The sequence below is a fragment of the Actinomycetota bacterium genome, from assembly GCA_023488435.1.
Taxonomy (GTDB): Bacteria; Actinomycetota; Coriobacteriia; order Anaerosomatales; family UBA912; genus UBA912.
The window spans coordinates 1-21390 of sequence record JAMDCK010000060.1; the positions used below are offsets into that span (position 1 = coordinate 1).

Here is a 21390-nt window from a genome sequence, read left to right on the forward strand (position 1 = left end):
AAGCATACACCCCGGCCGAGCCAGATCACCCTTGGACCGACATCCCTCCTGCAAACCAGATCAACTACTGCTACACGTGCCACGCCCAGAGCTTCTGCTCTGATTGCCACGGCATGGAGATGCCGCATACTCCAGAATTCGAGCGCCAGACACACGGAGCCGTTTCAGATGAGCTGGCTGTCTACTGTAACTATTGTCATCAGCCCACCCCTGACAACGATCTCTTCTGCAACACATGCCATCATGGAGTGGAGTCCAACTGGGAGTATCAGCCAGCTGTAGCCTGGGAGGGCGTGCAGCACGCACAGGCTGTTGCCACAGGCGGCGTTCAAGTTTGCTTGAACGCATGCCATGACATGCAGTTCTGTCTGGACTGCCACAATAGGGTCGATCCGCTGCCCGCATCACACCAAACCGCCGATTTCCTCCGCAAGCCCGCAGCACAAATTGGCACCCATGCCGAGATGTACAACGCTCAGCCTGAAGCTTGTGCGGTATGCCATGGCCCTGGAATGATAAACGACAACGAATTCTGCGTGGACTGCCACGTACTCGATGTCCCACATCCTCAGGAGTTCAGGCAGTTCCATGTGACGGGTGAGGCTCAGCAGAGGGTTTGTGCGAACTGCCACACGTTCCGAGAACTGTGTAGCGACTGTCACCATCCCGGCGCCATCGATGGGCGTCCTTGGACGAACGAAGTTCACGGACCTGCGGTTGCGCGTGATGGTTCTGTTGGGTGCCTCGAAGCATGCCACACCGAGCAGTTCTGTATTGACTGCCACCTTGAATACGACGTGCCCAGTATTCGGTAGGGTGTCGAACGAATTGGAGCCGGATGACTTAAAGTCGTCCGGCTCCAATGCTGCTCGATTGACGTGCACATCGATTAGCGCACTGATGAGGTCTTTTCTGGGGTCGACTAACCGTGTATGATACGGCTTCGTCGGGATGTGGCTCAGCTTGGTAGAGCGCTGCGTTCGGGACGCAGAGGTCGTGGGTTCGAATCCCGCCATCCCGACCATCACTGACCCGAGACATTCAATCCACAAGTCTTCGAAAACCGATTGAAAGCGACCCTGATGCTCGATCTGCTTCAATGGCTGGGGTACGGACTTTGTCACCAGCTTCCAGAACGTTCCTTCTTCGGCGGCGGGGTGCAGGTGCCTGTCTGTGTTCGGGATACGGGAATCTACGCTGGGTTCCTAATCGCATTCTTGCTATTGAAGGCTTTGCATCGTGGAACGCGGCCATCGAGCCTTCCTTCGCGTGGACCAATGGTAATGCTTGGATTGTTCGTGCTGGTGATGGCCTTCGACGGCTTCACTTCTTCCGCAGGTATCCGAGAGACAACCAACGAGCTCCGGCTTATCACAGGACTGACCACTGGTTTTGCCCTGGCAGCCATAGTGGTGGCACTCACCAACAATCAGCTGTGGGTTCAGTCGTCGAGGGCGCGCGTTTTGGGAAACCCGAGAGAGCTACTGCTTTTTGTGCTTGCGGTGCCCGCTTCATATGTGGGGCTCTGGTTCCTTGGTCCGATGCTAGGCGTGGGTTATCCGGTTCTCGTGGCTGGTAGCGTCATCTTCACGTTCGTTTGCGTGAACCTGGTCATTGTGACCCTGCTGCCATTCTTCGAGCGAAAAGCGCAACGTTTGCGCGATGCTGCATTGGCAATCACCACAGCGCTCGGGCTGGCAATCCTGCAGCTCGGATTTGCGTCGGCGTTCCGCTACTGGCTCGAGCAGATTGTTGCATCCAGCCTCTGAGGTCAGCCTAGCGCAGGGGCAGGGTGGTCGACGCGATGATGTCCCCCGAGGCCCGGTCAAAAGCCCAAATCCGGCCGTTGTTCAGGTCGCCACCTTCAGAGCCCCATACTTCGGCGACTATCCATGCTTCGCGGCCATCAACGGTCGCTTCCTCGAAGTAGTAAGGGACGGATCTGGCCTCGGCAGGGAAGCTTCGCGTCAAAAGATCCGCTAGTTCGGACTGTGATTCGCCCTTCTCGCGCAAGGCGGCGAGCGATTGCGACCTCAGATCAGCAGCATCGGCGACCGGTGTTCCATAGAACTGTGGGATCGCGACGTCTGCGAGCGCATCGCCGAGCATGGCGCCGCTGAGACTGCGATCAGAGTCAGCGTAGGTGATCTGGATGCGTCCAGCGCAACCAGTGACTAGCAACGTCGCTAACAGGAGCCCGACGATCATGGGGTAGTGTCGGCCTTTGAGCATCTTTGCATCCTCCAAGAATCAGTGGCTTTCACAATAGTAACCCAAAGGGCAAATGACGTATCCTCTACATGTAGGAGATCGACCACCGGCCAACTTTCGACACCTTCGATCTGGAGGCTACGGATGCAGAACGTCATCGGTTTCGTCTCTGACTTCGGTCTTGATGACACTTGGGTCGGCGTATGTCATGCGGTCATTTATCACGCATGTCCTCATGTCAAGATCGTCGATCTGGGTCACCAGATACCGCCATTCGACATCAGGAAGGGCGCGGCCGTCGCTGCCGCCGGGGTCTACCAGTTGCCCGATGCCATCCACCTGGTTGTCGTGGACCCAGGGGTGGGCGGGGGGAGAAGCGACCTTTGCATCACCACGTGCGCAGGGACCAGACTCGTCGGGCCTGACAACGGAGTCCTCCTTCCCGCTGCCGAGAAGGCTGGCGGAATCGCCGAGGTGGTCGCCCTCAATCCGAGGAAGATCGACCATCGCCCACCCCTGGCCACTTTCCATGCACGCGACGTGCTAGCGCCTGCTGCTGCGGCTCTAGCCTGTGGAGTTGAGCCTGCGGCCCTAGGGATCCCGATCGATCCCGCCACCCTCAAGCCTGCCCCGTTCCAGCGGTGTAGGATCGATGCGGGAGTGCTGACCGCCGAAGTAGTTGACATCGACAGGTTCGGCTCTATCAGGGTCTCAGTGACGTCTGATGACTTGAGAGCGCATGACTTGGGCAGCGCACATCTGCAGCTCAGCTTCGGCCATCTCACCGTGGATGCACCTTTCGGCTCGACTTTCTCGGATGTGGAGAAGGGACAGCCAATCGCTCTGATAGACTCTTCGGGTTGGCTCACTTTAGCGCTGCGGCGTGGAAGCGCTGCGGAGAGGTTCGGGATAGAACCGGGCACAACCGTTCGAATAACCTGATCATCGAACGAAACACGAATAGCGAAAAGGAGAAGCGATATGCGATACCCCCAGGCCGAGATAGGAGTCTTTGGAGGCAGTGGATTCTACAAGCTTCTGGATGACCCTGAGGAGTTCAAGGTTACGACGCCTTTCGGTGCCCCGTCGTCGCCCGTCATGTACGGCACGATCGGAGGCAGGAAAGTCGCCTTTCTTCCTCGACATGGGAAAGACCACTCCCTTCCGCCCCATATGATCAACTACCGAGCAAACCTTTGGGCCATGAAGGAGCTTGGGGTGTCACAGATCATCGGGCCAAATGCGTGCGGGTCGCTGCAACATGAGATCGAGCCCGGCCACTTCGTCATATGCGACCAGTTCGTCGACAGGACTTCGGGGCGCAAGGACACTTTCTTTGATGGCCCGACAACCACTCACGTTTCTTCCGCCGATCCCTACTGCCCCGCAATGAGGCAGGTTGCCCTAGAGGCTGCAGGCGAGGTGGGAGTGACGGCCCACCCCACAGGGACCGTGGTCGTGATTCAGGGACCAAGGTTCTCGACCCGCTCGGAATCCCGGTGGTTCGCATCTCAGGGGTGGGAAGTCATCAACATGACCCAGTACCCAGAGTGCTATTTGGCGAGGGAGCTCGAGATCTGTTACTGCAACATTTCTCTGATTACTGATCACGACGTGGGCGCCGAGGGCGCTACTCCGGTGACCAACGAAGAGGTCGTCAGGGTCTTCAACCAGAACAACGCCAAGGTCAAGGAGTTGCTGCACCGCATGATTCCACAGCTACCCACGGTGCGGACGTGCGCTTGTGCCACTGCGCTCACTGGCGCTGCCTTTTAGCCTCAAACTGACAGACAGAAACGTCCGCCAGAGACCAATCACAAGGAAGTCACACCATGTTCGCGGCACCCTCATTCAGGATGGGTCGTATGTTCGGAATACCAATCGAGGTGAACATCACCTGGATCGTGGTGTTCGTGTTGGTCTCGGCGACTCTTTCCTTCAGCTACTTTCCGAGCGCCTTCCCCGGCAGGACGCTTGGGGTGGACTTGATCAGCGGAGTGGTGACCGCGCTATTGTTCTTTGCTTCGATCGTGATTCATGAGATGAGCCATTCGCTTGTTGCGCGCGCCGGCGGAATCAAAGTCGAGAAGGTCACGCTGTTCTTGTTTGGCGGCGTGGCCCAGATGGAGGAAGACCCCACCACGCCCGGACGCGAGTTCGTTATGGCGATTGCGGGGCCTCTGGCAAGCCTGGCGCTGGCAGCCATCTTTGCTGCCATGGCGTTTGTCATGTCAACGGCCGGAGTCTCGAACATCTGGTGGGCACCGTTCGAGTACCTAGGGATCATCAATGTAGCCGTGGCCGTCTTCAATATGCTTCCAGGATTTCCCCTGGATGGGGGCAGGGTGTTGCGATCCATGCTTTGGGGCCTCTCGAAGGACCAGCTATGGGCTACTCGTTGGGCGTGTCGCGCTGGTCAATTCATCGGATACTCGCTTATGGCACTCGCAGTCTTCGCAGTTTTGACCGGTTCCCTCAATCTGATTTGGCTCGGTCTGGTTGGCTGGTTCATAACCGTGCTCGCAGATTCGGCTTACAAGCAGCAGGTCATAAAGGAGAGCCTGCACCGGAATACCGTTCTGACGGTGGCCTCAAGAGACGTGGTCGTCGCTCCGGCGGATATCACCGTTGAGGAACTGATATTCGACTTCTTCGTCGAAGGACCGCATACCCGCTACCCGGTGGTCGACGGGGGAGCTATCATCGGGATGGCTACACTGGATGCTGCCAAGAAGGTGCCGCGCGCCGAATGGGCGATGACCCGAGTCAGGGACATTACCGACACCGATCTAGCGTCACTTGTGATTGAGGCTGACGCACCTGCGGACAAACTTCTCGATCGGATGCGCAAAGATGCCCACAGCGCGCTCATTGTGAAACAGGACGGGAACCTCGCAGGAATCGTGACCCGCGCAGACATGACCTCGTATCTCCGACGGGCCAAGATCGACATTTGATGCATCGAGGGTACCATCGGGCATCAGGAAAGCCTTGCCAAGGGTTGTAACAATGGTTACTATGTTTTCGTAACCGTCATTCTGGAAGGGCGTACCGTTCTTGTCTGAAGCAGCACATGTCCCCGAAGGAGTCGTCGAGCGACTCCCTGTCTACCTCAGCGCCCTGATACAGGTGCGACAGGAGGGCCACCCCACGGTCTCCTCGGCGAGGCTGGGTAAGATGACGGGCGTCAACCCCGCTCAGATCAGAAGGGACCTAACGTACTTCGGTTCATTCGGGCGTCGCGGGGTCGGCTATGAGGTCGTGATGCTCATCGATCGCATTCAGCGGATAGGGTGTTGCGATCCATGCTTTGGGGCCTCTCGAAGGACCAGCTATGGGCTACTCGTTGGGCGTGTCGCGCTGGTCAATTCATCGGATACTCGCTTATGGCACTCGCAGTCTTCGCAGTTTTGACCGGTTCCCTCAATCTGATTTGGCTCGGTCTGGTTGGCTGGTTCATAACCGTGCTCGCAGATTCGGCTTACAAGCAGCAGGTCATAAAGGAGAGCCTGCACCGGAATACCGTTCTGACGGTGGCCTCAAGAGACGTGGTCGTCGCTCCGGCGGATATCACCGTTGAGGAACTGATATTCGACTTCTTCGTCGAAGGACCGCATACCCGCTACCCGGTGGTCGACGGGGGAGCTATCATCGGGATGGCTACACTGGATGCTGCCAAGAAGGTGCCGCGCGCCGAATGGGCGATGACCCGAGTCAGGGACATTACCGACACCGATCTAGCGTCACTTGTGATTGAGGCTGACGCACCTGCGGACAAACTTCTCGATCGGATGCGCAAAGATGCCCACAGCGCGCTCATTGTGAAACAGGACGGGAACCTCGCAGGAATCGTGACCCGCGCAGACATGACCTCGTATCTCCGACGGGCCAAGATCGACATTTGATGCATCGAGGGTACCATCGGGCATCAGGAAAGCCTTGCCAAGGGTTGTAACAATGGTTACTATGTTTTCGTAACCGTCATTCTGGAAGGGCGTACCGTTCTTGTCTGAAGCAGCACATGTCCCCGAAGGAGTCGTCGAGCGACTCCCTGTCTACCTCAGCGCCCTGATACAGGTGCGACAGGAGGGCCACCCCACGGTCTCCTCGGCGAGGCTGGGTAAGATGACGGGCGTCAACCCCGCTCAGATCAGAAGGGACCTAACGTACTTCGGTTCATTCGGGCGTCGCGGGGTCGGCTATGAGGTCGTGATGCTCATCGATCGCATTCAGCGGATACTGGGCTCCGACCACATTCACAGGATAGCCCTCGTGGGCGCCGGACACCTAGGCTCTGCGATTGCGTCATACCCGGGATTGAAGGCGCGCGGATTCCAGCTGTCGGCGATTTTCGATAACGACCAGAGCAAGATCGGGAAGCGGATAGGCGATTTTCTGGTCCAGGATGTATCGTCTCTGGCGAGGGTAGTGGCCGAGCAACGAATTCGCATCGGAGTCATCGCGGTACCGGCTTCCGCGGCCCAGGGTGTTGCCGACATGCTGGCAGCGGCGGGGGTGGTCGTGATGTTGAACTATTCATCGACGATGGTCAGCGCTCCAGACGGCGTGATATTGCATAACACCGACCCGGTGCGAGAGCTCATGCACACTCTGTACTATCTGTCGCGCACGGATGTAGAATCTGCGACAGTCTGATGGTAGGCTTGTTGGCGCAAAGTGCGCTGCGAATTGGTTAGTCCAGATCACCCACAGTGATCGTATAGTTTTGGCCGGCAACACGAACTAAGGAGTAGTCATGGCGTTTCTCCCAACCCCTGGGCCGATGGAACTGATCATCATCCTCGTCATCGTCCTGCTGCTTTTCGGTCCGAAGAAGCTTCCGCAGCTCGGCAAGTCATTGGGCAAGACCGTCAAAGCCATCCGCGAAGGCGTCGAGGGCAAGAACGAGACCGCCGAGGACCAGAAGGTCGAAGCTAAGGCCGATAAGACTGACGACGATGACTCAGAGGACACGGTCCCTCCGAAAACCAGCTAACGAAACATCAGCGACATCTTGCCAGGGGCGTGCTTTCGGGTATACTTCGGCAATAATTCCGACTCTCCCGGAATGGGGGGCGTCGGTTTCTATCTATCTGTGCTGCCTCCGCTCGAGTGCGGCCTTCAACAAACAGGAGTCCTAGAGTATGCAGAAGGAAGTTGCGCTTACAAGCGAAGGTGCAGAACGACTGGAGCAGGAGCTTAACCACCTTGAGACGGTGCGCCGCAGGGAAGTGGGGCTGCGCATCAAGGAAGCCAAGGAGTTTGGCGATATCTCCGAGAACTCTGAGTATGACGACGCTAAGAATGAGCAGGCCTGGGTAGAGAGTCGCATCGCCGAGATCAATTCTCTGCTGGCCAACGCCATGATCATCGCAGCTCCGAAGAAGTGCGACTGCGTCAGCCTTGGCAGTTTGGTCGAGTTGCAGGATGTCGAGACCGGGGACATCCACAAGTACAGGATCGTCGGTTCTGCCGAAGCCGATCCTGCCCACGACAAGATATCCAATGAGTCGCCAGTTGGTCAGGCGATCATCGGAGCCAAGAAGAATCAAAGTGTTCACGTCCTCACGCCATCAGGAAAGACGATCGAGTATCAGATCCTGAAGATATCCAGGTGACCATGGGGTTCTCGGATGCAAGCGGGGAGAACGAGCGGCATACGGAGCTGGATCCGGTCGCCGTACGACGATTGAAGCTTTCTGCCATCCGGGAGGCAGGCATCGAGCCATATCCCGCAAGATATGAAGTCACTGCTTCTGCGAGGGAACTCCACGAGAGTCACGCAGACCTGGAGCCAGGCACTAGCGCTGGCGAGACCGTTAGCCTGGCAGGCCGGGTCGTGGCCAAAAGGGATCAGGGGCGTATCACGTTCTTGGTGCTCAGGGACGGCACGGGCGAGATCCAGCTCTTCTGTCGGCCGGACTCGCTGGGCGAGCAGGGGTTCGAGTTCGTCAACGACCTTGATGCCGGTGACTGGATCGGTACCGAGGGCGAGGTCATGCGTACCCGCCGAGGAGAACTCTCGATTGCGCCGACTTCGGTGACGTTACTCTCAAAATCCCTGCGCCCGCTTCCCGAGAAGTACCATGGTCTGACTGACACCGAAACCCGGTATCGCCAGCGCTACGTCGACTTGATTGCGAATCAACAGGTCAGGCAGGTCTTCGAGACTCGATTTCGCATCATCGCATCGATGAGACGTTTCTTGGAGTCCAGGGGATTCATCGAGGTAGAGACCCCGATGCTGCACCCGGTGCCCGGGGGCGCAGCTGCACGGCCCTTTGTGACGCACCACAACGCGCTGGATATGGATCTGTACCTCAGGATCGCCCCGGAACTCTATCTCAAGCGCCTGCTAGTTGGTGGATTCGAGCGGGTATTCGAGATCAACCGCAGCTTCCGCAACGAGGGAATGTCTCCTCGGCACAATCCGGAATTCACGATGCTCGAGGCGTATCAGGCGTTCACCGACCTCGACGGGATGATGGAGCTGACCGAGTCGATGGTCGTCTCGATCGCCGCAGAAGTGCTCGGGACCCTGTCGCTGGAGTACCAGGGGACGCAGGTCGATCTTGCGACCCCGTGGCAGCGACGCACCCTGCTCGACCTGGTGAGCGAGGCGTGTGGGACCGAGGTGTCCTTCGATATGACCCTGAGTGAGTTGGCCGACCTATGCCGCTCCCAACAGGTGCCGATCCAGCCTAGTTGGGGTAAGGGCAAGCTCATCACCGAGCTCTTCGAGAAGCTGGTTGAGCCTGAGTTGGCCGGTCCGGTCTTTGTGACGGGCTATCCGCTCGAGACCTCTCCGCTGGCCCGCCGAGACTCCGACAACCCCGAACTCACTGGCAGATTCGAGCTCATCGTGAACGGGCGCGAGATCGCGAATTCCTTCTCGGAGCTTGTCGATCCGATCGACCAGCGTGAGCGCTTCATGGCCCAGGGGGCTGCGAAGGTGGCCGGCGAGGAGGAGGCCATGTCGGTCGACGAGGATTATCTGCGAGCGATGGAGTACGGCATGCCGCCAGCCGGGGGGCTCGGTATAGGCATCGATCGGCTCGTGATGCTTCTGACCGACTCGGCGTCCATCCGTGACGTACTGCTCTTCCCACACATGAGGCCGGAGCTCAAGGACGACTGAGGGCCGCGTCTGTCTGCCTGCCTTCGAGGGCTCACAAACGGTCTGCCCGATGGCATCACGGTTGCTTCAACACTCGTAGCATCGCATTCGCTGCGCTGCAGCGGTTATACTTGTTGGCGGACGCAGGATAATCCCGCAACCGCCATTTCAGGACAGGGGTGTCAAAGACATGTTCGAGAGATTCACCGAAAAGGCCCGCCGGGTGATAGTTTACGCCCAGGAAGAGGCCCGGATGCTCAACCAGAACTACATCGGCACCGAGCACCTGCTGCTCGGGCTTATCAGAGAGCAGGACGGCATCGCCGCAAAGGCGCTGGAGTCGCTCAACATCATGCTCGAGGACGTCCATCAGCAGGTCGAGGATCTCATCGGCAAGGGTACCTTCGTTCCCACAGGACACATCCCGTTCACGCCGCGCGCCAAGAAGGTCCTGGAGCTCTCACTTCGCGAGGCGCTGCAGCTGGGGCATAACTACATCGGCACCGAGCACATCCTCCTCGGGCTCATCCGCGAAGGCGAGGGCGTGGCCGCGCAGGTCCTGCTAAACCTCGGCGCGGATCTCGAGCGGGTGCGCACGGCCGTCATCCAACTGCTCTCGGGCCACTACGGCACTGCTGGCGAGCCGGGCGAGGAGCGGCGGTCAGGCTCGGGTGGCTCGCTGCTCGACGAGTTCGGTCGCAACATGACCCGCTCTGCCGAGGAGGGCAAGCTCGATCCGGTCATCGGCAGGGCCACCGAGATCGAGCGGGTGATGCAGATACTCTCTCGCCGCACCAAGAACAACCCCGTGCTCATCGGCGAGCCGGGAGTGGGGAAGACAGCCGTTGCCGAAGGACTCGCGCAGGCGATATCCGCCGACGAGGTGCCCGAGACCATCAAGGGCAAGCAGCTGTACATGCTCGACTTGGCAGCGCTCGTCGCCGGGAGCAAGTATCGCGGTGAATTCGAGGATCGCCTCAAGAAGGTCATGAAGGAGATCCGGGAGCGGGGCAACATCATCCTGTTCCTCGACGAGATGCACACGCTGGTCGGTGCCGGTGCCGCCGAAGGCGCGATTGATGCTGCGAGTATCATCAAGCCAGCGCTGGCGCGCGGCGAACTCCAGACGATCGGTGCTACCACGCTCGACGAGTACCGCAAGTACGTCGAGCGGGATGCGGCACTTGAGCGGCGGTTCCAGCCGATACTGGTGGGAGAGCCGTCGGTGAGTGAGACCATCGAGATCCTCAAGGGGCTACGCGATCGTTACGAGGCGCACCACCGCGTGAGCATCACCGATGGCGCCATCGAAGCCGCCGCCGTCATGGCCGATCGCTACATCTCCGATCGCTTCCTTCCCGACAAGGCCATCGATCTTGTCGACGAGGCAGGATCGAAGATGCGCATCCAGATGATGACCGCACCTCCCGGCGTCAAAGAGGTCGAGGAGTGCTTGCGCATGGTACGCGCCGAGAAGGAAGCAGCCATCGAGGCCCAGGAGTTCGAGAAGGCTGCCAGCTTGCGGGACAAGGAGAAGCGTGTGCTCTCCGAGAAGCGTGCGCTCGAAGAGGAGTGGCTCAAGCCTGAGAACAGGCGCATCGTCGAGGTCACCGAACGTGAGATCGCCGACGTGGTGTCGATGTGGACAGGCGTTCCCGTGACCGCGCTCACCGAAGAGGAGACCGAGAAGCTACTGCGCATGGAGTCCTCGCTGCACGAGCGGATCGTCGGCCAGGACGAGGCCATCTCGGCAGTTTCGAAGGCGATTCGCAGGGCGAGAGCGGGCTTGAAGGATCCCCGTAGGCCGAGCGGATCGTTCATCTTCCTCGGCCCAAGCGGTGTGGGCAAAACCGAGCTATCCAAGGCGCTTGCGGCCTTCATCTTCGGCAGTGACGACGCTCTCATCCAGCTCGACATGAGCGAGTACATGGAGAAGCACACAGTGTCCAGGCTGGTGGGATCCCCGCCGGGGTACGTCGGGTTCGACGAGGGCGGGCAGCTGACCGAGCTTGTGCGCCGCCATCCATACAGCGTCGTGCTCTTCGATGAGATCGAGAAGGCGCACCCAGATGTCTTCAACGTGCTCCTGCAGATACTCGAAGAGGGCAGGCTCACCGACGCGCAAGGGCGCAAAATCGACTTCCGCAACACGGTCATCGTGATGACCAGCAACGTCGGTGCTCGGGACATCATCAAGGGCAAGGGCCTTGGATTCACCGCCCCCAAGCAGGAGGGCTTCGATTACTCCGACCTGAAGTCCAGGGTCACCGATGAGCTCAAGAGACTGTTCAAGCCCGAGTTCCTCAACCGTGTAGACGAGGTAATCGTCTTCCACGACCTCACAAGCGAGGAGATCAAAGGCATCGTCGACCTGATGGCGGCCGATCTGCGCGACCGACTCGCATGCCACGGCCTTGGGCTGACCCTGACCCCTGAGGCGCGGGACTTCCTAGCGACCAAGGGATTCGATCCCGCTCAGGGAGCCAGACCGCTTCGGCGAGCCATCCAGCGACTGGTCGAGGATCCGCTCTCAGAGCAGATACTCGCTTCGCAGTGGGTTGCCGGTGATATTGTCGAAGTGGTGGTAGAAGGCGATGGACTTGGTTTTCGCAAGGGTTCCGGTACCTTGGAACCTTCGTCGTCGGGCTCACAGTGCTCATCCGGGCGTGAGAGCTCAGGATCGATGCCCAAGAAGCGATCGAAGCACCGTAGTGGAGGTTCCGCCGTAAGCGGGTCGACTGGCGTGTAGGAGCTGCGATTTGGAAAGTAAGCAAGATATTGATTCCATACGCAAGGAGCTCGAGAGGGTCGCACCGGGAACAGAGCTTCGAGCGGGCATAGACCAGATCCTCTCGGCGAGGACGGGTGCACTCATCGTGGTTGGCGATGCCGAGAGTGTCGCCAGCGTTTGCAACGGCGGATTCGCGATAGACATACCGCTTTCGGCACAGCGCCTCTCCGAGCTCTCCAAGATGGACGGGGCGATCATCGTCAGCGAGGACATGGTCACTATCCGGCGCGCCAACGTCCACTTGGTTCCGGATTCGGCGCTTCACACGTGCGAGACCGGAATGCGTCACCGAACCGCCGAGCGCGTGAGCCAACAGACTGGCGCATTCGTCATCTCTGTCTCGCAGAGGCGCAATATCGTGAGCGTCTACTGCCGAGGAACCAAGGTGGTCCTCGATGACATCGATGTGCTTCTGACCAAGGCTAACGCCGCCCTTCAAACTCTGCAGCGCTATCGCATCCGACTCGACGAGAAGCTCGAGCATTTGACCGCTCTTGAGCTCAAAGATGCTGTGACCATGGCAGCGCTGACAGAGGTGATCAAGCGGTTCGAGATGGTTCGTCGAATATCGCGCGAAGTAGGACTCTACATCTCAAAGCTCGGCAGTGAAGGCCGACTTATCCGGATGCAGCTAGAGGAGATCACGGTCAACCTTGAGGAAGAGTATGCGATGCTCATCCGTGACTATGCCGCGGATTCGAGTTCAAGAAAGGTGGCCGGAGTGGCTTCGGCACTGGCTGGACGCTCTTTCGAGCAGCTTGCTGAACCCTCCTCGGTGGCGCATGCGCTGCAGCTTGCCTCTGACATTCAGTCTTCTGACGACTTCGTCCGACCCAGGGGCTTTCGGGCGCTCAGGAAGATCCCCCATCTGCCCCTCTCGGTAATTGGCCGGGTCCTGGAGCGCTTCAGTACATTGGCAGACCTGCTCAGGGCCACCACTCACGACCTGGACCAAATTGACGGGGTGGGGACTAGGCGCGCAAAGGCGATTGCAGATGGATTGTCGGGCATGAGGGATCGCCTCGAACGCTAGAGTGATATCATCTCCAGTTGTGGAATAGTTCGCTGGAATCGACGTTCGAGGAGGTGCTTGGCGCCGAGGGGTAGGCCTTTCGGTGTCGGGATCCGCATGGTAGTACACGTGACACGCTTCATATCCGTCGCAGTCGGTGTGCTCAGCGGCTTTACCGTTGCGCGATTCGTCGATTGGTTCGCCCTTCTGGGACTCTCGCCCAACATGGCGACGGTCGTGCTGGTAGTGCTCGGCTGGTCGATGGGTTACGTCATTGGCGGAATCGTCGGCCGCGAACTGGATGTCCTCGCAAAGAAGGCTGAAGCCAGACTGCGTGCGATGACCCTTACCGACCTCATCCTTTCGGCACTTGGGTTGCTTGCCGGGTCACTGATGTCAGTGATGCTTGCGTGGCCGTTGCGGGCTGCAGGCCCGTTCTGGCTCGTGGCGATCCTAACGGTGGGGCTGTTCCTGCTTCTTGGCTATGTGTCGATTCGTATCGCACTGCTCAAGAGTGACGAAGTCGCTACAGCCTTTCCTCGGCTGTCGGGCTCGTATCCGGAGTCGCTGGGAGAGAAGGGGGAGTTGTTCCTCGACACTTCGGCGCTTATCGATGGTCGCTTCGTGGAACTTCACTCGCTCGGATACCTGAACCGCTCGCTCAGAGTGCCTAGATTCGTGCTGGGAGAGCTGCAGACACTTGCCGACTCAGCGGATGCGATCAAGAGGGCGCGGGGCCGCAGGGGACTCGACCTGCTCTCCCGACTAGCCGACGAACAGCAGGTAGTCCGGCTCTTCGAGACGGACTACTCGACGATGAATGGAGTCGACGACAAGTTGATCGAGTTGGCGCGTGAGACGAGCGGGGCGATACTCACCGTCGACTCCAACCTCGCTGCCGCTGCGCGGATCCTAGGGGTCGAGGTGCTCAACGTCAACGAAGCGGCCACTTCGTTGCGCCCCACTTACCTGCCCGGAGAGCCGCTTGCGATCATCGTTCGCAAGGTCGGCAAAGAGAATGACCAGGGCGTCGGGTATCTGGACGACGGGACGATGGTGGTCATCCCCGGTGCAGCGCATCTGGTGGGAGAGGAGATCGAGACGTCGGTCACCTCGGTGCTCCAGACTTCGGGAGGCCGGATGATATTCGCCCACTGGATTCCGGGCGACGAGTCCGGGGCCGAGCAGGACAAAGATGCATCCTGAGTCCCGGGGATCGAGCGTTGCTCTCGTGCTCGCCGCAGGCAGCGGTGAGCGGTTTGGAGCCGCAGGCGGCAAACAGATGGCGCAGCTTGCGGGCGAGCCGGTGCTCTGCCACACCTTGCGAGCTTTCGATGCCGCGACAAGCATCGGCTTCGTCGTGGTCGCGTGCCACCCCGAGCGCATCGAGGAGTACTCGCGGCAAGCGGTAGCCCCGAGCGTCATCTCGAAGGAGTGGCTCGTGGTCGCAGGAGGGGAGAGTCGCCAGGAGTCGGTCGGCAACGCACTTCATGCCATCAGCGGCATTCGCGCCGAATCCATCGTCGTCATCCACGATGGGGCCAGAGTGCTTGTGACCCCCGAGCTCATCGACTCCATGGTCGAGCGCCTACTCGCCGAAGAAGAGCTGGACGGCATCGTCGCAGGACACCCAGCGTACGACACACTCAAGGAAGTTGTCGATGACCGAATCGTCTCCACGGTGGACCGCGGACGCTTCTGGCATGCACAGACACCCCAGATCTTTCGAAGAGACCGCTTCGAAGTGGCATATTCGCAGGCCACTGCAGCCAAAATGACCTACACTGACGATGAAGCGGTGATGAGTGCAGCGGGCTATCGCATCGCGCCTCATCTAGCACCACGTGAGAACCTAAAAATCACCGTCTCAGAGGACATGGTTATCGCCCAGGCGATACTTAGCGAAAGGAAGCGCAGGTGATGGGCCTTCGAGTCGGCATAGGGTATGATGCACATCGCTTCGCTCCCGGACGCGACCTGGTCCTCGGCGGCGTCAGGGTTCCCTTCGAGCAAGGCCTCCTCGGGCACTCAGATGCCGATGTCCTGACTCATGCCCTGATGGACGCTTTGCTCGGCGCTGCCAGGGCCAAGGACATAGGCCATCATTTCCCAGACACCGACGAGGCGTTCGCAGGAGCTTCGAGCATCAAGTTGCTGGAGCAGGTGGCGACGATCGTCCGGGCGCAAGGCTTCGAGATCGTTGATGCGGATTGCGTCTTGCAGCTCGAGGCACCTAAGATCGCCCACTTCCGAGAAGAGATGCGATCTCGTCTCGCAGATGCCATGGGCGTGCCGCTCGCTCGGGTGGGCCTGAAGGCCACCACCACGGAGGGCCTCGGGTTCGTCGGCAGGCAAGAAGGCGTTGCGGCGCAAGCCGTCGTGTTACTCGAGTCCACTACTACTCGACTTACGGGAGAATGATGTTCGATCGGATAAAATCCGACATACGCGCCGTCAAGGACCGCGACCCAGCGGCGACCTCGACGCTTTCGGTGCTGCTCAACTACCCCGGCGTCCATGCGGTGTGGCTCCATAGGCTCAACCACTGGCTCTGGCGTCAGGGCGCACGCGGCCTGGCGCGGTTCTTCTCGCAGGTGGCGCGCTTCCTCACCGGCATCGAGATCCACCCCGCAGCGGTCATCGGCAAGCGGTTCTTCATCGACCACGGCATGGGAGTGGTCATCGGCGAGACCTCGGTCATTGGCGATGACGTCACCCTGTATCAAGGCGTGACCCTCGGCGGTACTGGCAAAGAGTCCGGCAAGCGCCATCCCACGCTAGAGGATTGCGTGGTGGTCGGGGTCGGCGCGGCTGTTCTCGGCGACATCACGATCGGGCGCTCAAGCCGGGTTGGCGGAGGCGCAGTGGTCGTCGACGATGTGCCCGAGAACTGTACCGTCGTTGGAATCCCGGGTCGGGTCGTCGTCAAGGAAGGCAGTCGGGTTGACGTGATCGACCTGCACCATGAGATTCTGCCCGACCCCGTAATCGACATGTTCCGCCAGATGCAGCGCAGACTCGACGCTCTGGAGGCCAGAATCCCCGCATCAGCCGAATCACCGAAGACAGATCCCGAAGAGGCCGACCCCAGGCCCTGACCCACCCGAGCGGAGTCCACGAATGTCCCTGCGAGTCCACAACACTGCCACCAGGCGCAAAGAAGCCTTCCTGCCGAGGAATCCGGGCGAGGTCTCGATGTACGTGTGCGGCCCGACCGTCTACAACCACATCCACATCGGCAACGCGAGGACCTTCCTGTCGTTCGATGTCATCAGGCGCTATCTGGAGTTCCGTGGCAACGAGGTCACTTTCGTCCAGAACATCACCGATGTCGACGACAAGATCATCACCAGAGCCGCCGAGGAAGGGCGTGACTGGTTCGAGGTCGCCGTCGAGTACACAGCCGAGTTCCAGAAGATCATGGCAAGGCTCGAAGTGAAGACTCCAACGGTGGCTCCCAAGGCGACCGAGATGATCCCGGAGATGATCGAGCTGGCTTCTCGGCTGATCGATTCCGGACACGCATACGAGGTCGACGGCGACGTCTACTTCTCGGTGCGCTCGTTTCCGGGCTACGGCAAGCTGTCGGGGCGCGACATCGATGAGATGAACGCAGGATCGCGCGTCGAGGTCGATGAGCGCAAGAGAGACCCGCTCGACTTCGCCTTGTGGAAGTCCGCGAAACCCGGCGAGCCCAAGTGGCCGTCCCCCTGGGGAGATGGGCGCCCAGGATGGCACCTGGAGTGCTCGGCGATGTCGGAAAAGGAGCTCGGGGTGACGTTCGACATCCACGGAGGCGCCGCCGACCTGGTCTTTCCCCATCACGAGAACGAGATCGCACAGTCCGAGGCCGCCACCGGCGCGCCTCTCGCGAACTACTGGCTCCACGGAGGGCTGCTGCGCGTCGACCAGGAGAAGATGAGCAAGTCGCTCGGCAACTTCATGCTGCTCAGAGACGTGCTCGAGGATTTCGAGCCGGCGGTGGTCAGGCTCATGATGCTCCAGACCCACTATCGAAGCCCGCTGGAGTTCTCGGTCCACCGGCTACAGGAGGCCCGCACAGCCTACGAGCGCCTGGTCGTGCCGGTGCGAGCCATCGCCGAGATCGAGTCCGAGGGCAGGCGGTGGGCCGACGAGCCGACCTCTGCCGAGGCCCGCGAAGAGCTTGCGGGCGCGATCGGGCGCACGCGCGAAGCTTTCGTTACCGAGATGGACGACGACTTCAACACCGCTGGTGCGTTGGCCGCGCTCTTCGAGTTGGTGCGCGCCGTCAATCGGTTCCTCGGCAGGTTCGGGACTGGGGATGACGGAGAGAACCTCCCGCTGCTCATCGAAGCGAAGGAGACGCTGATTGAACTCGCTGGGGCGCTTGGCATCGCGCTTCTCGGGACGAGCGACGAGGACGCCTACCCGGACGAAGTGATCGCACTGGCGCGAGAACTCCTCGGCCACGAAGGCGCGAACGCCGAGGATGCGGTGCAAGCCCTACTTGCGGCCAGAGAGACTGCGAGGAGCGAACGGGACTGGTCGAAGGCCGATCAGGTCCGAGACGGCCTCGCCGCGCTCGGCCTGGCGATCGAGGACACACCTTCTGGCGCGCGGGTGCGCCGCTCATGAGCATGTACATCGAAGGCCGCCGAGCAGTTGTCGAAGCCTTGCGCTCGCGCGTGCCGGGCAAGGTCGTCCTGCTGGCCGACAACATCGGCGAAGCTGCGATCATCAACGAGATCGAGCGACTGGCCGCAGCGGCCAAGGTCGCCGTGCGTCGAGCCTCGAAGCGTCAGCTCGACGAGCGAAGCGAGCGCGGCGTACACCAGGGTGTCATCTTCGAGATCCGAGAGCACAGGGCGACCCCCGTCCAGGAGCTGCTGGCGCGCATGGCGGGCCGTCAAGACTGCCTGGTGCTCGCACTCGACCACATCACCGACCCTGGCAACCTTGGGGCAATCGCGAGATCCGCCGAAGTGCTCGGAGTGAGCGCGCTTCTGCTCCCGCAAAGGCGCACGGCGATGGTCAATGCCGCGGCGTACAAGGCTTCGGCCGGAGCACTCGCGTGGATGCCGATTGTTCGCGGGAACCTGTCGCAGGAGTTGGAGCGGTTCAAGAAGGAGGGCTTCTGGGTGGTTGGAGCGGATGCTGGCGCCCCTGATCTTGCGTGGAATGCACCGCTAGAGGGTCGTCTGGTCGTGGTCGTCGGTTCAGAGGGAGAGGGCCTTTCGCGCCTTGTGAAGGAGAGATGCGACATGATGGTCTCCCTGCCGACGTCCGGCAAGGTGGACTCACTCAACGTCGCACAGGCGGCAACCGTCATCGCATACGAATGGAATCGCAGAATCGCTCTCAGGGGAAAGTGAAATGCGCCGAATCACCATCGTTGACGGATACAACGTCCTGCACAGCTCGAAGCGGTATCGGCGTCTGCTGGAGAACGACATCGACTCCGCTCGTAGGGCGCTACTCGCCGACCTTGGTGCCTGGCGCGAACCCGACGAAGCGATCCACCTCGTCTTCGACGGCGATCAGGGGCCGGGCTTAGAGTCTGTATTCGAGGACCCGAGCGGCGTGACGATCGTCTATGCTGGCGCCGGTAGTGATGCCGACTCCGTGATCGAAGGAATCGCCTCCAAGCATGTGGCAACAACGGAAGCGGTCGTCGTTGTCTCATCGGACAACCAGATACGGTTTGCGACATGCTGGCCTAAAGTCTCGATTCTGTCGGTGAAACAGTTCGACGATAGGATCGCCGTTGTCGAAAAGTCGTGGCAGGAGAGGGTGCAGCCAAAGCTTAAGGTCCGTGTCGAGGACCGGATTGATCCCACCCTCAAGAACCAGCTGGATCGTATGTCGGGCCGAGGCGACGCGAACTGAATCAGGTTTCTTCAGGATTGTGTCTAGGCGTTGACATGGGCGGATTCGTAAGACTAAGGTCACATTGTCAGGAGTGTCCGTTCACCTAAGGGGAGTCACAGGAACGTAAACCGACGGAACATCTTGTAGGGGGATTGTGAATGTTTACACAAGGGATCCACACGCTAACGACCGCGGGGGACGCCAGGGGGGCTGAGCTGACCTTGATTAGGCAGGCGCAGGGAGGAGACCAGCAGGCTTCCACCAAGCTCATCAAGAAGTACCAGGGACTCATCCGCTGTAAAGCCCGCTCCTATTTCGTGGCTGGCGGCGACAGGGAAGATGTCATCCAGGAAGGCATGATCGGTCTATACAAGGCGATCCGCGACTACGACCCGTATCGCCAGGCAAGCTTCCGGAGCTTTGCTGAGCTCTGCGTGACTCGCCAGATGATCACTGCGATCAAGACTGCAACAAGACTGAAGCATACCCCACTCAACGGGTATGTGTCGCTATGTCGCCCCTCCTACTCGGAGGATCAGGGCGAGAGGCTGCTGACCGATATCCTTGCAGCGAAAGATGTCTGTGACCCCGCCGATATCGTAATCTCAGCATGGGAGGGCGACACCGTCCGACAGGGCTTGTGCGAGACCCTTTCAGGCTTTGAGGCAGATGTCCTGCGGTTGTACGTCGGTGGAGCTTCATATCAGGACATTGCTGTGCGCCTCGGTAGGCACGCCAAGTCTGTCGATAACGCCTTGCAGCGGATCAAACGTAAGGTTGAGACCCAGCTCGCCCGTTGCAGGGCTTGCTGACGGGCAGCCCTTCGTTCGACCTCGCAGAACACCCAGCCTCATCTCTGGCGCCGCAACCGGAACCTCGCTACAATGAGTGCTTGCATCGCTGGCGTAGCTCAATGGCAGAGCAACGGTTTTGTAAACCGTAGGTTGCAGGTTCGACTCCTGTCGCCAGCTCCATACAAAATTCAAGGAATTGCGCTGACTGATACCCGTTGGGGTGTAGGTTGGAGAAGGGTGAGACGCGCATGGTGATGGGGGCCGAGTTGCTACAAGGGGTATCCGAGCGAGTTCTGCTGCGATTCCTCCGAGCGACAGGACATGGAGATGCGCGAACTGTCTCCCGTGATCGCGGTATAGTCACTGGGAGTGGCATAGACTTAGCCTACAGCGCTGGAGGCAGGGTCGTGACCGTCAAGGTGAAGCCAGACCCCTATTTCGGGACCAACCCAATGAAGATACAAGAGCGGGCTCTTGCTTTTTATCGACCGGATGCCGGTCACTATGCTTTCGAGGCGATCTCGAATAGCTTGACCCGGGAGCCGGGCTGGATGTTCAGCTCTTCGGCAGATCAGCTCTTCTATTACTTCATCGCATTGGATCAAACAGAGCACGAAGTAGCCGCTTTGTACGCAGAATCCGACGAGATCTTCTTCAGCGAGCTCAGAGTAGAGCGAGATGAGCTACGCATTCTTCCGATGGACAAACTCCGAAGTTGGTTCGAGGCGAACTTCGACGCCTTCACGCCGAGGCCGGTCGCTCTTGGAGATCACTCGGCATGGTTCAGGCTGATTCCCCGTGCCGACATCGAGAGCGCCATCGATCAGGTCAAGACGGTGACTCCTGTATTCGCCCGTTAGCTCGATGTTCTGCGCTGCCGGTCAAAGGGTATAGTCCAAATGATGGGCAGGTTGGCAATAGTTCAGAATAGGCACGCCCGGAGCCGTTGTCGCCGTTGACACCCTAATAGCCTATGCGGTAGCATTCGTGTGCTGTTCCTTAGGGGTAGCGCAGTCGGCAACTTGAAAACATAAGAGCAGGTCTATTTTTTTGTGGGGGTGTGCCCGAGTGGCTAAAGGGGACGGGCTGTAAACCCGTTGGCTACGCCTACCCAGGTTCGAATCCTGGCGCCCCCACCACATGAATATCAAGTTCCGCTATTTGGTTTCTGCCCACATAGCTCAGTCGGCAGAGCACTTCCTTGGTAAGGAAGAGGTCACCGGTTCAAGTCCGGTTGTGGGCTCCACGCACCCCTCGGCCGATTAGGGCAGGGTGGCACGGCGGTGTAGCTCAGTTGGTTAGAGCACACGGTTCATACCCGTGGAGTCGCTGGTTCGAGTCCAGCCACCGCTACCAAGGCTAGAGCGCGACAAAGTCGCGAGGTCAGACAGTAGTGATAGCAAGAAGTAAGCATCGACGGTACGACATAGGACATCAGGTTTTCGATAATCCATTAGGTGTCCGCCATTCCCGTTAGGAGGACTAAGTATGGCCAAGAAGAAGTTCGAGCGCACCAAGCCGCACGTCAACATCGGTACCATCGGTCACGTCGACCATGGCAAGACGACACTGACCGCAGCTATCACCAGGACGCTTTCCGAGAAGGGATGGGCGG

Annotated in this window: 24 protein-coding genes and 5 tRNA genes; 28 read left to right on the forward strand and 1 reads right to left on the reverse strand. The window is 59.6% G+C overall.

From position 1 onward, the window contains the following. From M1617_08460 to M1617_08470, 3 genes are all read left to right on the forward strand, one after another. Positions 1 to 815: hypothetical protein (locus M1617_08460; protein ID MCL5888296.1), on the forward strand; the 815-nt coding region annotated here is incomplete at its 5' end. 132 nt (positions 816 to 947) lie between these two features. After that, a tRNA-Pro gene (locus tag M1617_08465) sits at positions 948 to 1024 on the forward strand. A gap of 58 nt (positions 1025 to 1082) precedes the next feature. Beyond that, the gene (locus M1617_08470) at positions 1083 to 1769 is read left to right on the forward strand and encodes a DUF2085 domain-containing protein (GenBank protein ID MCL5888297.1); all 687 of its coding nucleotides are present in this window, start codon (positions 1083 to 1085) and stop codon (positions 1767 to 1769) included. 7 nt (positions 1770 to 1776) lie between these two features. On the opposite strand, the gene M1617_08475 is transcribed toward M1617_08470, so the two are convergent. Next, positions 1777 to 2232, reverse strand: a complete 456-nt coding sequence (locus M1617_08475) for a hypothetical protein (GenBank protein MCL5888298.1) — start codon at positions 2230 to 2232, stop codon at positions 1777 to 1779. A gap of 123 nt (positions 2233 to 2355) precedes the next feature. Here M1617_08475 and M1617_08480 point away from each other — a divergent pair, with 123 nt between their 5' ends. From M1617_08480 to M1617_08600, 25 genes are all read left to right on the forward strand, one after another. Then, positions 2356 to 3153, forward strand: coding sequence for an SAM-dependent chlorinase/fluorinase (locus M1617_08480; GenBank protein ID MCL5888299.1), 798 nt, complete (start codon positions 2356 to 2358; stop codon positions 3151 to 3153). 39 nt (positions 3154 to 3192) lie between these two features. Continuing rightward, positions 3193 to 3987, forward strand: coding sequence for an S-methyl-5'-thioadenosine phosphorylase (locus M1617_08485; GenBank protein MCL5888300.1), 795 nt, complete (start codon positions 3193 to 3195; stop codon positions 3985 to 3987). An 89-nt stretch (positions 3988 to 4076) separates the two neighbouring features. Next, a complete protein-coding gene (locus tag M1617_08490; protein MCL5888301.1) occupies positions 4077 to 5168 on the forward strand; it encodes a site-2 protease family protein in 1092 nt (363 codons plus the stop codon). 100 nt (positions 5169 to 5268) lie between these two features. Further along, the gene (locus tag M1617_08495) at positions 5269 to 5625 is read left to right on the forward strand and encodes a hypothetical protein (protein MCL5888302.1); all 357 of its coding nucleotides are present in this window, start codon (positions 5269 to 5271) and stop codon (positions 5623 to 5625) included. After that, positions 5598 to 6116 carry a CBS domain-containing protein gene (locus tag M1617_08500; GenBank protein ID MCL5888303.1) on the forward strand — a complete coding sequence of 173 codons (519 nt, stop codon included), beginning with the start codon at positions 5598 to 5600 and terminating at the stop codon, positions 6114 to 6116. The genes M1617_08495 and M1617_08500 overlap by 28 nt, the downstream gene beginning before the upstream one ends. Positions 6117 to 6216: 100 nt before the next feature. Beyond that, a complete protein-coding gene (locus M1617_08505) occupies positions 6217 to 6867 on the forward strand; it encodes a redox-sensing transcriptional repressor Rex (GenBank protein MCL5888304.1) in 651 nt (216 codons plus the stop codon). Between the two features lie 100 nt (positions 6868 to 6967). Continuing rightward, a complete protein-coding gene (locus tag M1617_08510) occupies positions 6968 to 7207 on the forward strand; it encodes a twin-arginine translocase TatA/TatE family subunit (protein ID MCL5888305.1) in 240 nt (79 codons plus the stop codon). Positions 7208 to 7355: 148 nt separating this feature from the next. Next, a complete protein-coding gene (gene greA, locus M1617_08515) occupies positions 7356 to 7829 on the forward strand; it encodes a transcription elongation factor GreA (GenBank protein MCL5888306.1) in 474 nt (157 codons plus the stop codon). A gap of 2 nt (positions 7830 to 7831) precedes the next feature. Then, the gene (lysS, locus tag M1617_08520) at positions 7832 to 9349 is read left to right on the forward strand and encodes a lysine--tRNA ligase (protein ID MCL5888307.1); all 1518 of its coding nucleotides are present in this window, start codon (positions 7832 to 7834) and stop codon (positions 9347 to 9349) included. A gap of 169 nt (positions 9350 to 9518) precedes the next feature. Further along, positions 9519 to 12077 carry an ATP-dependent Clp protease ATP-binding subunit gene (locus tag M1617_08525; GenBank protein ID MCL5888308.1) on the forward strand — a complete coding sequence of 853 codons (2559 nt, stop codon included), beginning with the start codon at positions 9519 to 9521 and terminating at the stop codon, positions 12075 to 12077. A gap of 10 nt (positions 12078 to 12087) precedes the next feature. Further along, the gene (disA, locus tag M1617_08530; GenBank protein MCL5888309.1) at positions 12088 to 13152 is read left to right on the forward strand and encodes a DNA integrity scanning diadenylate cyclase DisA; all 1065 of its coding nucleotides are present in this window, start codon (positions 12088 to 12090) and stop codon (positions 13150 to 13152) included. A 108-nt stretch (positions 13153 to 13260) separates the two neighbouring features. After that, positions 13261 to 14337: a PIN domain nuclease gene (locus M1617_08535; protein ID MCL5888310.1), complete on the forward strand. Its 1077-nt coding sequence runs from the start codon at positions 13261 to 13263 to the stop codon at positions 14335 to 14337. Next, positions 14327 to 15052, forward strand: coding sequence for a 2-C-methyl-D-erythritol 4-phosphate cytidylyltransferase (gene ispD, locus M1617_08540; protein MCL5888311.1), 726 nt, complete (start codon positions 14327 to 14329; stop codon positions 15050 to 15052). Before M1617_08535 ends, ispD begins: the two co-directional genes overlap by 11 nt. Then, the gene (gene ispF, locus M1617_08545; protein MCL5888312.1) at positions 15052 to 15552 is read left to right on the forward strand and encodes a 2-C-methyl-D-erythritol 2,4-cyclodiphosphate synthase; all 501 of its coding nucleotides are present in this window, start codon (positions 15052 to 15054) and stop codon (positions 15550 to 15552) included. Before ispD ends, ispF begins: the two co-directional genes overlap by 1 nt. After that, a complete protein-coding gene (cysE, locus tag M1617_08550) occupies positions 15552 to 16229 on the forward strand; it encodes a serine O-acetyltransferase (protein ID MCL5888313.1) in 678 nt (225 codons plus the stop codon). The genes ispF and cysE overlap by 1 nt, the downstream gene beginning before the upstream one ends. A gap of 22 nt (positions 16230 to 16251) precedes the next feature. Continuing rightward, positions 16252 to 17748: a cysteine--tRNA ligase gene (cysS, locus tag M1617_08555; protein MCL5888314.1), complete on the forward strand. Its 1497-nt coding sequence runs from the start codon at positions 16252 to 16254 to the stop codon at positions 17746 to 17748. Then, positions 17745 to 18485, forward strand: coding sequence for a 23S rRNA (guanosine(2251)-2'-O)-methyltransferase RlmB (gene rlmB, locus M1617_08560; GenBank protein MCL5888315.1), 741 nt, complete (start codon positions 17745 to 17747; stop codon positions 18483 to 18485). Before cysS ends, rlmB begins: the two co-directional genes overlap by 4 nt. 1 nt (position 18486) lies before the next feature. Then, on the forward strand, positions 18487 to 18999 hold the full coding sequence (locus tag M1617_08565; GenBank protein MCL5888316.1) for an NYN domain-containing protein: 513 nt from the start codon (positions 18487 to 18489) through the stop codon (positions 18997 to 18999). A gap of 140 nt (positions 19000 to 19139) precedes the next feature. Then, positions 19140 to 19793, forward strand: a complete 654-nt coding sequence (sigH, locus tag M1617_08570; GenBank protein ID MCL5888317.1) for an RNA polymerase sporulation sigma factor SigH — start codon at positions 19140 to 19142, stop codon at positions 19791 to 19793. A gap of 87 nt (positions 19794 to 19880) precedes the next feature. Then, positions 19881 to 19955, forward strand: a tRNA-Thr gene (locus M1617_08575). A 47-nt stretch (positions 19956 to 20002) separates the two neighbouring features. Beyond that, on the forward strand, positions 20003 to 20635 hold the full coding sequence (locus tag M1617_08580; GenBank protein ID MCL5888318.1) for a hypothetical protein: 633 nt from the start codon (positions 20003 to 20005) through the stop codon (positions 20633 to 20635). 194 nt (positions 20636 to 20829) lie between these two features. Then, positions 20830 to 20914 (forward strand) — tRNA-Tyr (locus tag M1617_08585). 31 nt (positions 20915 to 20945) lie between these two features. Continuing rightward, positions 20946 to 21021, forward strand: a tRNA-Thr gene (locus M1617_08590). A 33-nt stretch (positions 21022 to 21054) separates the two neighbouring features. Next, positions 21055 to 21131 (forward strand) — tRNA-Met (locus M1617_08595). A gap of 132 nt (positions 21132 to 21263) precedes the next feature. Then, positions 21264 to 21390, forward strand: a 127-nt coding sequence (locus M1617_08600) for a GTP-binding protein (protein ID MCL5888319.1), incomplete at its 3' end; no start/stop codon positions are given.

What these genes read in the sequence shown, in the direction of transcription:
- M1617_08470 (MCL5888297.1), top strand. Translation starts at nt 1,083, where the DNA reads ATGCTCGATCTGCTTCAATGGCTGGGGTACGGACTTTGTCACCAGCTT.
- M1617_08475 (MCL5888298.1), bottom strand. Translation starts at nt 2,232, where the DNA reads ATGCTCAAAGGCCGACACTACCCCATGATCGTCGGGCTCCTGTTAGCG.
- M1617_08480 (MCL5888299.1), top strand. Translation starts at nt 2,356, where the DNA reads ATGCAGAACGTCATCGGTTTCGTCTCTGACTTCGGTCTTGATGACACT.
- M1617_08485 (MCL5888300.1), top strand. Translation starts at nt 3,193, where the DNA reads ATGCGATACCCCCAGGCCGAGATAGGAGTCTTTGGAGGCAGTGGATTC.
- M1617_08490 (MCL5888301.1), top strand. Translation starts at nt 4,077, where the DNA reads ATGTTCGGAATACCAATCGAGGTGAACATCACCTGGATCGTGGTGTTC.
- M1617_08500 (MCL5888303.1), top strand. Translation starts at nt 5,598, where the DNA reads ATGGCACTCGCAGTCTTCGCAGTTTTGACCGGTTCCCTCAATCTGATT.
- M1617_08510 (MCL5888305.1), top strand. Translation starts at nt 6,968, where the DNA reads ATGGCGTTTCTCCCAACCCCTGGGCCGATGGAACTGATCATCATCCTC.
- greA (MCL5888306.1), top strand. Translation starts at nt 7,356, where the DNA reads ATGCAGAAGGAAGTTGCGCTTACAAGCGAAGGTGCAGAACGACTGGAG.
- lysS (MCL5888307.1), top strand. Translation starts at nt 7,832, where the DNA reads ATGGGGTTCTCGGATGCAAGCGGGGAGAACGAGCGGCATACGGAGCTG.
- M1617_08525 (MCL5888308.1), top strand. Translation starts at nt 9,519, where the DNA reads ATGTTCGAGAGATTCACCGAAAAGGCCCGCCGGGTGATAGTTTACGCC.
- ispD (MCL5888311.1), top strand. Translation starts at nt 14,327, where the DNA reads ATGCATCCTGAGTCCCGGGGATCGAGCGTTGCTCTCGTGCTCGCCGCA.
- ispF (MCL5888312.1), top strand. Translation starts at nt 15,052, where the DNA reads ATGGGCCTTCGAGTCGGCATAGGGTATGATGCACATCGCTTCGCTCCC.
- cysE (MCL5888313.1), top strand. Translation starts at nt 15,552, where the DNA reads ATGTTCGATCGGATAAAATCCGACATACGCGCCGTCAAGGACCGCGAC.
- cysS (MCL5888314.1), top strand. Translation starts at nt 16,252, where the DNA reads ATGTCCCTGCGAGTCCACAACACTGCCACCAGGCGCAAAGAAGCCTTC.
- rlmB (MCL5888315.1), top strand. Translation starts at nt 17,745, where the DNA reads ATGAGCATGTACATCGAAGGCCGCCGAGCAGTTGTCGAAGCCTTGCGC.
- M1617_08565 (MCL5888316.1), top strand. Translation starts at nt 18,487, where the DNA reads ATGCGCCGAATCACCATCGTTGACGGATACAACGTCCTGCACAGCTCG.
- sigH (MCL5888317.1), top strand. Translation starts at nt 19,140, where the DNA reads ATGTTTACACAAGGGATCCACACGCTAACGACCGCGGGGGACGCCAGG.